The 13416-nt window shown below is 51.7% G+C and carries 8 protein-coding genes; 1 reads left to right on the top strand and 7 read right to left on the bottom strand.

All coding sequences use genetic code 11. The features are described from left to right. Nucleotides 1-183: 183 nt before the first annotated feature. A complete protein-coding gene (locus tag Enr10x_RS26040) occupies nucleotides 184-1944 on the top strand; it encodes a reverse transcriptase domain-containing protein (RefSeq protein ID WP_145114462.1) in 1761 nt (586 codons plus the stop codon). A 120-nt stretch (nucleotides 1945-2064) separates the two neighbouring features. Here Enr10x_RS26040 and Enr10x_RS26035 read toward each other — a convergent pair whose 3' ends face one another. The 7 genes from Enr10x_RS26035 to Enr10x_RS26005 form a co-directional block, all read right to left on the bottom strand. Continuing rightward, the gene (locus tag Enr10x_RS26035; RefSeq protein ID WP_145114460.1) at nucleotides 2065-3273 is read right to left on the bottom strand and encodes an ankyrin repeat domain-containing protein; all 1209 of its coding nucleotides are present in this window, start codon (nucleotides 3271-3273) and stop codon (nucleotides 2065-2067) included. Further along, entirely contained in the window at nucleotides 3264-4448 is a 1185-nt protein-coding gene (locus tag Enr10x_RS26030) for a hypothetical protein (protein WP_145114458.1), read from the bottom strand. The genes Enr10x_RS26035 and Enr10x_RS26030 overlap by 10 nt, the downstream gene beginning before the upstream one ends. A gap of 272 nt (nucleotides 4449-4720) precedes the next feature. Next, nucleotides 4721-5068 carry a DUF3147 family protein gene (locus Enr10x_RS26025; RefSeq protein ID WP_145114457.1) on the bottom strand — a complete coding sequence of 116 codons (348 nt, stop codon included), beginning with the start codon at nucleotides 5066-5068 and terminating at the stop codon, nucleotides 4721-4723. 125 nt (nucleotides 5069-5193) lie between these two features. Further along, nucleotides 5194-5694, bottom strand: a complete 501-nt coding sequence (locus tag Enr10x_RS26020; RefSeq protein WP_145114455.1) for a hypothetical protein — start codon at nucleotides 5692-5694, stop codon at nucleotides 5194-5196. A gap of 29 nt (nucleotides 5695-5723) precedes the next feature. After that, the gene (locus Enr10x_RS26015; RefSeq protein ID WP_145114453.1) at nucleotides 5724-9164 is read right to left on the bottom strand and encodes an efflux RND transporter permease subunit; all 3441 of its coding nucleotides are present in this window, start codon (nucleotides 9162-9164) and stop codon (nucleotides 5724-5726) included. A gap of 9 nt (nucleotides 9165-9173) precedes the next feature. Then, complete coding sequence (locus Enr10x_RS26010) at nucleotides 9174-10610, bottom strand: efflux RND transporter periplasmic adaptor subunit (protein WP_232093140.1); 1437 nt, start codon at nucleotides 10608-10610, stop codon at nucleotides 9174-9176. Nucleotides 10611-11532: 922 nt separating this feature from the next. Further along, on the bottom strand, nucleotides 11533-13005 hold the full coding sequence (locus tag Enr10x_RS26005; protein WP_197996246.1) for a tyrosine-type recombinase/integrase: 1473 nt from the start codon (nucleotides 13003-13005) through the stop codon (nucleotides 11533-11535). Nucleotides 13006-13416 lie beyond the last annotated feature (411 nt).

Here is a 13416-nt window from a genome sequence, read left to right as displayed (position 1 = left end):
GTTTAAGGACTCTCTTATGAGCCTATGTGTGTTCCTAAAGGTTCAAACGGAGGCTACGACGAGTCCAGGCGCTTCTACCCCCCAGCTGCAGCTTCGCATGCAGCTACTGATTTTTCAGCGTAATGCTGGAGAGATGGCAACACAGGATGTGAAGCCATCTCTTTTTTTAACGAGGTAGAATGAATGTATGCAAACTCAGTTAAGAAACGACATTCAGACCAGTTACCTACCTGGGGTTTGAGATACCATGTCGGGAGCAAAGGCCAGTTCTATCAGAGAATAAAAGCCCGATTGGAAAAAGCGGGGAAGGATGGGCGTGGTGCGATAATTGATATAAAGTATTTTCTTCCTCAGTGGGCTGCTGACCCACGTTTGCTGTGGAGAGTATGGCGGTGGTTAGCAGTAAACGGCGGGCAGGCACCAGGTCTCAACGGAAGAAGATACAGCGACTTCTATGACCACGAAGTATGGAGTTTCCTGGCTGCAATTGAGGGTAGATTAAAAGCGGGTACATATCAGCCAGGACCAGTAAAGAGGATAAGTATTCCCAAGGATCGTTACGATCCAGGTCGTGGGCAGCGGAGTATCGCTTTGCTGAACATTGAGGATCGGGTTGTTCAGCGGGCGATCTGTGAAATTTTACAGCCTCTTCTCGACCCCCAGTTTGGGAAAACAATCCTGGGCTTTAGGCCAGGCCATGATCGCATGGATGCTTTGGCTCTTGCTCAAAAAATGATGGTCGAAGATTCAAGCTTTGTGTTGATAACCGAGGACATCAAAGATGCATTTGATAACGTACCGCGTAAACGGTTGATGGATATCGTAGCCAAATATGTACCTTCCCCTGAATTAGTGGAGCTGATCCGTAAGTTTGTCCGTCTTGACAATCGTAAAAAGGGGATACCGCAAGGGGCTCCTCTGAGCCCACTGTTATTGAATTTGTATCTGTACCATAATGTTGTCCGAAGATGGAAACAGAAACCTGGTTTGGCAGACACAAAAATCATCTGTTACGCAGATGATATCTTGCTAATATGTCGCACCCAGAAGCAAGCCCGTGAGTCCTGGGATAGGCTGTCAGATTTATTGAAGAGGGCAGGGCTTCCATTGAAGCGTGGTCGCTCTAAATCCATGATTGATTTACGACGGGAGAAGTCAGCCAGGTGGCTAGGGTACTCTGTGCAGTACCCTATGAAGACCTTGATCACGAAGATTGACGAAAGCTCATGGTCTTCTCTGCGGGAAAGTCTGGAGAGGGCTCACGAAAAACCTGATTCTCCACTTCTTGCGATCTCTATCGTTGAAGGCTGGCTTGACCAACTGGGGCCCTGCTTTCGTCACGAGAATAGATGGCATGTAACTCAGAAGGTTCAGCGGATCGCCTCAGAATGTGGCTTTGATGAAATTCCTGACTCGGAGACTTTGAAGTTTATCTGGCTACTGGCTTATGCTCGCTGGTGGCAGAGAGTAGCCCGGCTGAGAGGAGAGTTATGCCAGCGTATCGAGGACCGAGTCAATGAGGATGAATTCGATGTCCCCACAGAGGGTTTATGTGTGGATGCGGCCTGGAATGATAAAAAGCGGATCATGGAGTATCGGGGCGTGTGGCTGGCTGGTGGAAGAGAAGCCTTTCGAGTCGAGCCAATCAGTACTGGGAGTAACAATATCGGTGAATTCCTGACCATCGTGCGTGGTCTGCAGCTACTGAAGCGGAAGGGGATTGACTGCCCTGTCTACAGCGACAGCCAGACGGCGATTAGTTGGCTGAAGAGTCTCCGTATAAACTCAAAAAGTGCCAGTGGTCAGAAGGTATCCCCCCGAGTTTATCAGCGACTCACTAGGGCGGTTCTCTGGTTAACACGGCACACCGACCTGAATCCGGTCCTGAAATGGAATACAGAAGACTGGGAGGAAATCCCGGCTGATTATGGACGTAAGTCGTAATGAGTATCTAGTCCAGTCGGCAGAGACTTCAAATGACTGGGGAAAGGTCTTGGATACTGAATCCTGGAAGGTAAGCCTTGTTTTCAAGGTAACCAAGTAATTGGTGTTTTTTTAGGCTGACTATTCAGTACTAAGTTGATCGATCAGTTCCTCCAGTTGCTGGCGGTGCTCCTTGGTATGTTTTTTGATCGTGGGAGTTTTTAGCAGAGTCTTGATGTCTGTTCTCGAACACCCCTGATACTTTGACATGATCCAGGTGAATTCCACGGTGTAGTCAGCAGTCATTTTCAATAGTGACCGGCGAGCCTCTGTGATCTCGCCAGTCTCGGCAGGTATCCATTTCCCGCCGTACTTCGCCAGCAGATGAATTAGTTTAAGCTTGTTGCGTGCAGTCTCTGTATCATATTTCCTGCCATGATCGTCCCGGGAGCTGTATCTCATGAACATGCACGAGTCCAGTGAAATCAGCAAGGATTGGATAGCAGAACAGCCTCCATTGTCCTGCTCGTTCGGATTCATTCCCTGTTTGAGCAGATCATGGATCAGGTCGTAGCCTTCGTCTCTGTCGGCGTATTTCAATATTTCGTAGACCGCGGGATGATCGGGGCTGATCTTGATCTGTTTTAAGGAGAATACTTTGTAGTTTCCCCAGAGTGCTGCAAAGCCGAGGGCGGATAGTCCGCCATCTTCGGGATCAATTTCCCTGCCAGGCTCAGATTCACCAGGGGTAAACGGGTCAGCACCTGCCCACAACAGTAGTGAGACCCACTTCAGGTTTCCTTCCTGGCAGTGATGGCGCAATGCCACATTCGCCTGTTCCTGAAAGCTGGGAAAACGATCCCGGTATTTTTTGAATATCCGAAGTGCGGTCCGGGTTCGATTACACAATGCAGTCGCCAGTGGCATGCCTGTTTCCACGTCGGCACCGTTATCGATAAAAAACTCCATGATTTCAGGTTCCCATGACTCAAAGACTTCATCCATGTCGATCTTAGACGCCTGAAATCCGTGATCTGCGATCAGCTTTACCAGGTCCAGCCTTTGTTTTGAGATCGCCAGGCTCATGGGGCAGTAGCTATATTCAGAGCCGATCGAGGCTCCCCCTTCCAGCAGCACTTCTACCAGGCTGTGAAAACCACGCTCTATCGCGTACCGTAGCGGGGTATGTTTTTGATTACCTCCATTGACAGGGACAGGGGGATCGACTGGCTTATTCTCGACTATCCATTCCTGGACTTGGAACACCTTACCCTCTTTGCAGAGTTGGACCAGGGGTTCAATTTCTTCACGTGACTGTGCCAGGCGGTACCGTGTCTGTGTTAGAACCACGATCGAGGCTCCTCCGGGATATCCAGGTCGAGGATCGAAGACGGAGACTCTTTGAGTGGGTCCAGGCGGTCAGCCTGATCTTCGGCCCAGGACAGCCATTGCTCCTGTTCAGGAGACAAGGTAATAGCCCCTGAACTGGACTTATTTGATTCACGGATGAAATCCAGGTACTGCCGAATCTCACGACTGGTTTTCCAGGATCTGGCTTCCTGAACCAGACTATTTACCCGATCCTGCTCCTCTGCCTGTTGTTGTCGCAGCTCGGCTCGCTGTTGTTTTTCTAACGCACGTTGTTCGGCGGCTCGTTTGTATTCTCTTTCACGTTCTTCATCCTCCAGTCTGACTTCTCGCTTGCGAGCGGCAAATTTGACTAAGCCGCTGACGACTTTGTTTAAGCAGTCTTCGACCCTTTGTTTTTTGGTATCTCGCCATTGTTTGCGGTACCCACTTATTCGATACGAATTTGGTTCATCAATATAGACCGTTAATTCCCCGGTGGCGATTTCGTGAGTCACGTAGTTTTTATAGGCAAATTGGTAAGCACCGGTGAGGTCATGTTCTTCAGGTAGTTCCTTCGTGACTTTGATGCGTTCCTTGATCCCAAAAGCAACAGATTCCCCGAAGATGGAAACAGTGGGGCCCTCAGAGACGATCAGGTCTCTCAGCTCCAGTGCTTTAATGAGTGCATCCATCACTAAAAACGCACGGTGAAGACAGTTTCGAGTGACACTGATGTTCAAGGATGGATTTTGATCAGGAACCAGGATTCCAGCATCACCTGCTTGAGCTCCGGTAAATTCTTCCTTCGTTGCGGTAATCAGCTTATGAGCGCCTCTTAAACTGCTGGCAACCTCAATTCTCTTCTCAGGCTTTTCTTCTTCCGTTTCACTTTTTTGAATCTGCCCGCTCAAGCCTGATTTTTCGTAGCGTTCTGGTTCTACATAGGAAACGATGATCTGGTCGTCATTTTCGCCCGGAGGGAGTGGAGTTTGTGCTGGAGCTCTGCCAACTTCTTTCTTGGCCCAGTAGCCACGTGGGGGGCGGGGGATATCATGGCGTTTACAAAGCTTTGCCAGCCCGACATCAGAGAGTCCAAATTCTGTCGCCAGGCGAGAGGCTGGGACGGACCAGATTTGTTCGTATAGTTGCTGACGGGAGAGCTTTCTGTCTGACATAATACTAACACCCTTGCAATTATTGCTGAAAAGGTGTCGTCCATTTTGCCAACTGTATCGTGACAGTCAAATATTTTCTGCGGTTATGAGAAATCCGTCCCGTAGAGCTACTGTTAGGCTCTCTGAGACGATATCGGGCAAAAGGCACGTCCTATGTCTAGATCAAGCAGAAGAGCCTCCAAGGCCGTAGCCAGTATCCTACTCATGATCTTAAATGTTAGGACAACGAACATATCCTAGTTTGGTTTTGTGTTTTCTGCCTGTATCATAATTTATCCATCGATCCCGAATTTCTTCAAGCAGAGCATCATACCCAGGTAGAAGCCGATCATTACCGCGGTTGAGATTACGAAGCTGGCATTGAAGCTGACTCCTTTTTTCAACAGGATTGGCAGCAACAGAAAGAAAGACAGTGACGGGAGAACCAGCCAGAAGATATTGCGGGAAAGTTCAGCCACTTTGTCGGTACTTCCTGTGTCGATGTAGAGCCAGATCATTCCCAGAAAGGATACCAGCGGGAGGGAGGCCAAAGCACCGCCTAACAGGGAGCTCCGTTTGGAGATTTCGGATACCGCTACGACCACGACTGCGGTTAGAGCGACCTTTATGAAATAATACATGGATTGCCTCCACTCTCTTCACAATGATGTGTCTTCAGTCAAGTGCTCCAGAGTCTCCCCTGGCCGCCGCTGGGAGGTTACCCAGGCGACGACCGGAAGGTAGACCAGTGACTCACTAGAGTGAATTATTCCTGGAACTCACCCTGTGACGGTTTGCCGTCGATTTCCCCCAGCACGGTTCCGGCGAAGTCGGCTACGTTTCCAATCCCGGGATCGGTGCCGACAAATTTAGACGCTTTCCCGTCCGCCTCATCTTGCGGTGTCATCTTGACAGTCATGGGAGGCACGACTTTACCTTCTGCAGTCTTCGTTTCTTTGATTGAAAGAGTCAACTCTTTCGCAGCCACCGGGCCTGGTGATTTCTCATCGGCTCCCAGGAACAGAATCGTACACTCATGCTTGGGATGGTCGACTGTGAATTCAGCATGGTACTTACCCAGATCAAAGACGACCCCGCCATTCGGTCCGGTTCCATGCGAATGGGCTTCGGCATGGCTCTCTTCCGTCTGTGCGGCCGGTTCTGGTGCCGCCGTTTCCGGGGGAGCAGAGTCTGAACCACCTTTGTCTGCACAACCTGCTACAAACAGAGCCGCCAACATTAAGCCAGAGATTTTCAGTTTCTTCATTTTGTTTTCCTTTGCTTCAGAAACAGTAATTAAATGTGTTGTTGTGTTGCAGCCCGCAGCAGTTCTTCGTCTGAAGTTTCACTGCGAACCAGTCGATCGGCATCCTTGCCTGAGAATTTCCAGAACAGTCCGGGGTGAATAAAAAATTCACAGAAAGTGGACGTCACCAACCCTCCCAGAATGACAGTCGCTACGGGATAGAGAATTTCCAGTCCCGGTTTATTACCCCCCACTACCAGCGGAATCAAGGCGATCCCGGCGGTCAATGCGGTCATCAGCACCGGAGCCAGCCGTTCCAGACTGCCCCTCAGTACCATCTGGGGAGAGAAGGCTTCTCCCTCTTCTTCCATTAAATGAAAATAATGCGTCACGAGCAGAATACCATTACGGACGGCAATCCCCCCCAGCGACACAAAACCGACCATGCTGGCAACGGTCAGGGTCTGTTTGGTTAAGACCAGCGCGAAGACACCGCCGATGAATGCCGTCGGTATCGCATTCAGAATCTGGAACGTGATCCGGGCCGAGGGATAGAGCATCATCAGCACAATAAAAATCCCAGCTATCGAGACGGCAGCCAGTATCGTAATCAGGAGCGTGGCGGAACGCTGTGCTTCAAACTGCCCTCCGAATTCCACAAAATATCCGGTGGGCAGTTCGACCTGTTCCCGCACCTGTTTCTCGATCTCCTCCACGGTACTGGCCAGGTCGCGCCCCGATACATTACAGCGGATTGTCTGTCGCCTGCGAACATTTTCCCGGTTCACCAGATTCGGACCACTGGCCGAACCGGGGAAGTCAGCCAGTTCCCGTAAACGGATCTGCCCTCTGCCATCGGGGAGTTCGAGCCGCAGTGCCCCCAGGTTATACGGATCAGATCGATACGGCTCATCCAGTTTGATAACCAGGTCGAACCGCCGCTGCCCCTCCAGAACCTGCGAGACCGCTTCTCCCTTCAAGGCTGTTCTGACGAAATTAGCAACATATTCACGGCTCAAACCGAAGTAAGCCAGCTCTTCCGGCTTCAGAACCACGTGCAACTCATCCACGCGTTCCTGGGGATCGATGATCGGTGGAGTCACGCCCGGAATGTCAGTGATCGCATCGCGGACATTGCCCGCCAGTTCGCGTAGTTTGTCGAGATCGTCCCCATAAATCTTAATACCGACCTGGGCTTTGACCCCGGACAGCATATGACTGATGAGGTGAGACAGCGGCTGCTCCGCCTCAATCCCCACTCCTGGTACATTCGTTTCCAGATCGGAGAGTAACGTCTCCAGAAACTCGTCGCGATCGTAGTTTGCTTCCGGATTCATCGTCAGGATATACTCTCCCACGTTGACAGGCTGAGCATGCTCATCCCGTTCTGCCCGCCCGGTCCGGCGGAAAAAGTGCAAAATCGGACCGTTCGGATTAGCCTTTGACTTCTGCATTTTCACCAACTGGGCATCGATCAGTGAAGAGGCCTCATTCGAAGCTTTTAAAGAAGAGCCCCCCGGCAAGGTCACGTTGATCTGCACGCTCCCTTCATCGAATTTCGGAAGGAAGTCAGCTCCCAGTCTGGACAATTCCCAGACACTGACGCCGACCAGGGTCCAGGTCAGTAACAGCAGGGCAGCAGCATGCCGCATGCTGAAGCGGATCAGAAACCCGGCTCCCCATTTCAGAAATCGCAGCAGACGCCCATCCTGATGTTCGTGAGTCGCTTTGGCCTGGGGGAGCAGGTAGTAAGACAATACCGGGGTCACTGTCAGCGAGACCAGCAGGGAAGCCAGAATCGAAACAATGTAGGCCACCCCCAGAGGAACGAACAGACGTCCTTCGACTCCCGACAGGGCAAACAGGGGCATGAAGGCGAGCACCACCACAGCGGTACCAAAGATGATCGCCGAACGGATCTCCCGGCTGGCCTCATACACGACCACGATGGCGGGCTTCGGATCAGGGCTCAAGTTATTTTCGCCCAGCCGCCGGAAAATATTTTCCACGTCCACAATCGCATCATCGACCAGTTCCCCGATGGCAACCGCAATCCCTCCCAGGGTCATCACATTGATCGAGAGTTCGGTCCCGGTGATCACCCCGACAACCCGGAACACGAGCGTCGTGATGACCAGCGACAGGGGAATCGCGGTCAGCGTGATGAAGGTCGTCCGCAGATTCAGCAGAAACAGGAACAGCACAATCACCACCAGTACCGCACCGATCACCAGGGCCTCTTCTACATAGTAAATCCCCCGGTCGATGAAGTTTTTCAGCTTAAACAGCTTTGTATTGATGACGATGTCGGCAGGCAATGACGTTTCCGCATCGTGCAGGGCCGCCATCACGTTATCAGTCAGCTTCCTGGTATCCGCGTGAGGTTGCTTGACGATCGTAATTACCACACCCGCGTGTCCATCGATACTGGCGTCCCCCCGTTTCGGGGCAGGGCCTTCAACAATTTCTGCCACGTTCTCCAGCAGCACGGCGCGGTCGCCGTTCATTTTTACCGGCGCTCTGCGGAGCTCTTCCAGTACATCATTGGTGAGCGCGCCCAGGCGACCGATGATTCGAACGGGGCGTTCGGTCTGGCCGCTGAGGATAAATCCGCCGCTGGCATTCAGATTATTCGACTGGACCGCCGCTTCTACATCCTGCAGAGAAACGTTGTATTCCTGAAGTTTAATGGGGTCGACCAGCACCTGGTACTGTTTTTTATCTCCCCCCATCACGATGACTTCCGCGATGCCGTTCAATTTGAGCAACCGCGGTCTGATCAGCCAGTCTGCCGTCGTCCGCAGATCCATCCGTTCTTCCAGGGGAGTCGGGAAGACGACGTCATAGGATCGTTGATTCCAGTTAAATGTAACCATTCGACCAGGATTATGCGGGTCCCATTCCGGATTCTGGACCGGGACTTTCTGCCACTTGTCGAGATCGTTGCGTTCCACAGGATTCCAGACAGTGAGGTATGGCTTACCCTCTTTCTCAATGCGTTCTGCCAGCAGTCCTGTCTGTCCCACCGGGACTATGGTCCCTCCTTGAGGTCCTGTGCGTCGGTGGATGCCCACATGCAGAATCTGCCCCATAATCGAGGCCTGGGGTGTCATAATCGGACGGATGCCAGGCGGCATGGGAACAGTTGCCAGGCGTTCCGAGACAATCTGCCGGGCATAGCGAGGTTCAGTCTTCCAGCTGAACTCGATATAAATCACGTTCATACCCTGGCTGGACTGGCTGCGGACATCTTCGACCCCGTTCGCCCCCAGAATGGCCGTTTCGATGGGATACGTGACCAGTGTTTCAACTTCTTCGGACGACATGCCGGGACACTGCGTCAGGATAACCACTCGCGGGCGGTCGAGATCGGGGAAGACGTCGATCGGCAGTGTGGTGGTCAGGTAGCCGCCGTAGGCAAGAATGACCACACAGGCAGCCAGAACCAGAGTACGATGCGTTAACGAAAGTCGGATTATGGAATTGAGCACGGTGTCCCCCTATTTCCCTTCATCTTCGTTTTTGTGGAGACTGCCGTCCGCGTGGATATGGTAGCCTGGTGGCAGATCATTATCGGAGGATGACTTCAACATGCGGTTCAACTGCTCCGCAGAACCCTGAACTACAAATGAACCGGGAGTCAGCGATCCATCATTGGCAATGACGGTATGACGGCGGTCCCGCTCCAGCACACGCACCGGTTTGCGATAGAAGGTATTCACATTTTGAGTGAAGATAAACGCCTCCGCTCCTTCGCGGGCAACGGCATCTGCCGGGAGCACGAACACGTTGTCCAGTTTTTCCACCCTGATCATTAACCGTACTTTCTGACCGGGACGAAACCGCCAGAGCACCTGATCCTGTCCATCCTGTTTGACAATCCGGGACTGATTTTCCAGGGGCATGCGGAAGGCAAAAGTACGGTTCACCGGATCGATGACATTCATAAGTTTATGAATCAGAAAGAACTGATTGACAGCAGGCCAGTCACTCGAAGCGTGTTCCTGAAAATCGACTTCGACCGGCCAGCCCTCTCGCACGTTACGTTCCAGCAGTTGTGTTTCATTCCGAAAGGCGCGGCCCTCAATTGCCAGCAGTCGATGATTTGCCAGAAGACACAACATCTGCCCTGTTTTTACCTGCTGCCCCAGGTCAACGTCACATTCCTGGACCTCGAACGTGGGAGATGTTTCGAGTTTGACTTCTTTATTTGATGTTTTCATGACGACGGAAGTACCGGGCAAACCAGATTTTGTCATGCGATCGGGAACCAGAATATCCAGTTCCCGGATGAAATTGCCGCCAGCAATCTTCTGTAGTTGCTGCTGGCTGAATCCCCGGCTGAGCAGTTCCTGCTGGAACCCCTTGATGGCCACCTTCAACCGGGTGATCTCGTTGGCGGCCTCAATAATGCGGGCTTCAGGAATCGCTCCCCGTGAGGTCTCCAGGCGTTTTCTCTTTTGCTCCGCCAGTACCATGTTCTGAGTGTCTTTAAACAGATTAGTCTGAGTCTGCAATAGGGTTTCACTGAGAATGCGAATCGTATAGAGCACATCCCCTGGCCGAACGGTATCGCCCGGAAAATAATTCATTTTCTCAACGACGCCATCAACAGGAGAAATCACCCTCTGGTCACTGCGTCCCGGACGATCCACGATCATTCCCGGGACCTGGAGCGTTTTCCAGTAGGTCACTGGAAGGGCCGATTTCACTTTCAACTCCAGGTTGGCAATCGCCTGATCGGAGAGAATGATCTTTTGCTGTTCGGAATCTTTCTTATTACCCGATTTCTTAGAGGCAGCAGCCTGACGATCCGCACCAGACGGGTTTTGCTCTAGCAGCGGCAACCAGTGATCGCGCAAAACAAAACCGGCAGCAATCAAAACAAAGATCGTAATTCCCAGAACAGGCTTCAACAATTGAAGAAGTACCTTCATAATGGTCCCTTTAAATACCGAAAATCGGGATCTTGAACATCCCACTCATCAGTTCTGTCCTGATCAGAAAAAAACGCATTCTGACCAGCCAATGGACACAAAGCTTGATGAACGATTCGCAGCTTCGCTGGAAAATCAGTACCAGCATGAAATAAGAATTTCTTCGACGCCAAAAGAGAATGCAGAGCAGCAGTATTTCAGTTCAGAGACTGCCTGCATGGAGAGAGCACGCTTAGATCAAAAAAGCGTGATGGCGGAGAAAGAGCGGGGGTTCGGCCCCGGTAGGTGCGCAATCATGCCTGCTCCATTCAGGAGTAGAGCCCAACAATGAGCAGGCCAGCGCACCTGCTTCGATCGCATTCCAGTGAAAGGACAACAACAGTTCTGTGTTCAGCAGAGAACGCGAACTCGATGTCAGGTCCGTACTGTTAAGATAGATGGCAGAAGAATCATGATCAAAGGGAAAGTCGACCTGAGAAGAATCAGACTTGTCATGATCCGAATGAGAATGCCCTTCATGTTTATGAGAATGAGCCCCATGTGCGTGCGAATGCCCATGCTTTTCGTCAGCGGTAGGTGAGCTGACATGAATGTGGGCGCGCAAATCGTGTCCTGCAGGATGGTTACCTGTATGTGAATGACCGAATGTGACTGACTGGGTCAGTAACACTAAGGGGATCAGGAAAAGGGACAGGATTCTTCTTGGCATATCCATTGTTTCGGTAGAAAGTCACAGATTGTTGAGATCATTCTAACGCTCGAATAGTTAATGTCCAGATACGTTTACCAAAACGCTTTAGATACCTCACGTTGAGTCTTCTCCCGGAAGTAAGAACTCGTGCGAAACTGTCTAGAATGTCGTTACAATCAGCAGGGCCAATCCCAAAAGTGGTTTTTAAATGGTCAGAACTCACATCATTCTCTACTCAGACTCGTCCTTGACGATCCCCATTTCTTGCCCCAGCCAGGCGATGGCCTCGTTCAAAAGTTCTTGAGGGACCGTCGTGTAGTGGATTTCGGCCACAGTCTGCGGGGCGTGATCGAGAAACAAACTCTGAAGTCCCTTGTAGTCTCGGTTGCCTCGCAACAGGGAAGCCGAAGTTTTCTTGCACGCCTTTAGAGTGAACTCGATCTCCGTCTTTTTAGAGAGTCTCCGGATCGCCAGTCGCACGGCATCGGTCTTCTTGTACTTTCCGCCGTTTATTTCCTCAGTCCGGAGCAGTTTCCCTTCACGGGTTAGTAGTACATGATCCGGATCGTCGCTACGTTCTTGCTTGAGAAGCTCGAATGTCTCCGCCCAAAGCGGATACGATACTACGGGCACGTTCTCGCAGTTACCTGTTTTGCTCCGCTTCCGTGTGATGATCCCCTGCTTCCAGTCAACTTCATTGGGATGGAGTTCGGCCATATCGATCTGGGTCATGGCCGAGTTTAAACCTAACAGAAGATAGAGCTTGGTCCGTGGACTGGCTTTTTCCATCAGGGTCTTGATTTGCTCGCGAGTGAGAACTTTCACTTCGCGTGGGGTGACAGAGATCCGCAGATCATGATCATCAATGTTCTTAGGCAGCATTTCCAGATGCGAGGTGTTCTTAACGAGCCAGCGGACGAACTGCTTAAAAACAGCAAATACGTTATGAGCGTAATGATCGCTCATTTGTTTGGCCGCGACTCGCCCCAGCAGATGGTTATAAAGACCCTGGACGGTATTGTGGTCGATTCGTGATACGGATGTGCCGCTTCCAGCGAACTCCATGATGAACTCAAGGTGCGACCTCGACGTCTCAGCCCACGCAGCCGAGAGTTGCCCCGCAGCGACTTTGGCACGTTTCTGGAGCAGGTATTTCTCGACGTTCGCTGCGAACGTGTCCTCGGTGCTCGCCTCGCCCAGGCGACGATGCTGGGTCTCCAGCCGGTCTTGCCACTGAGTATGCTCGTAGGGGGTCGGTCCGCTGACTTGGATGACCGGCTCGAGGCCAGCTTCTTGATACACTGGCTTCATTCGCTCATTGATCGCAGTAAGCGGGGCGGGGCCGTTGAAGGGCCGATCTGACCACCCGAGCGGTGGGGGAGTCTGCATGGCCAGTCGCTCTTCCAGGGCCTTGATCTTCTCTCTCGCGACAGCGGCGGTCATTCCTTCGTCATGGTCTATGCACCATCTGAGTACACTCTCCCATTCTGCGATCACATTTTTATACTCGGTCCGGTGGGGTTTGGCTTCTTCGGCTTCGAGGTCGAGCTGGGCTTTAGTTGCCCGCCAGGCGGCTTCAGCCTGCTTCCTGGCCTCGCGATCGCTCTTCCCGCTACCGCCGTCGAAGCGGTACTTCTTGCCGAGATAGACGACCCGCCACTTGTTGCGGGGGGCATCCCAGTTCAATTTTGCCTGGCGTGGCATTCCGACTCTCCGCTGGTCCAGATTGTGGTCCATAAAACTGCTCTGGTCCATGTTATAGTGGACCATAATCGATTTCAAGTCCTTTCATATCAATTATTTACGTGACGATACCTTCTTTTGGGAGCAAGAGGTCGCACGTTCGAATCGTGTCGCCCCGACTTTTAAACCCTTGCTGATACAGGGTTTACAGTGTTCGGCACTTCGCCGAAACCATCAGCAGATCAAAGAGACACCAAATCGCGATTCACTCGCGATTTTTTTATGCGCGGTGCACTTCATCAAGCGAGCTTCACTTCTCAGCTCCCTCGTAACCATCTCGCAACAATTACTTAAAATCGTTCCTTCGACTCCCTCCTGTTAACACTCTCAACCCGATTGATAAGATATCGTAGACTGTCAAATTGTTTACGT

The sequence above is a fragment of the Gimesia panareensis genome, from assembly GCF_007748155.1.
GTDB lineage: Bacteria > Planctomycetota > Planctomycetia > Planctomycetales > Planctomycetaceae > Gimesia > Gimesia panareensis.
The sequence above is the reverse complement of the archived record's forward strand: the minus strand, read 5'-3'. Positions and strand labels throughout refer to the sequence as shown.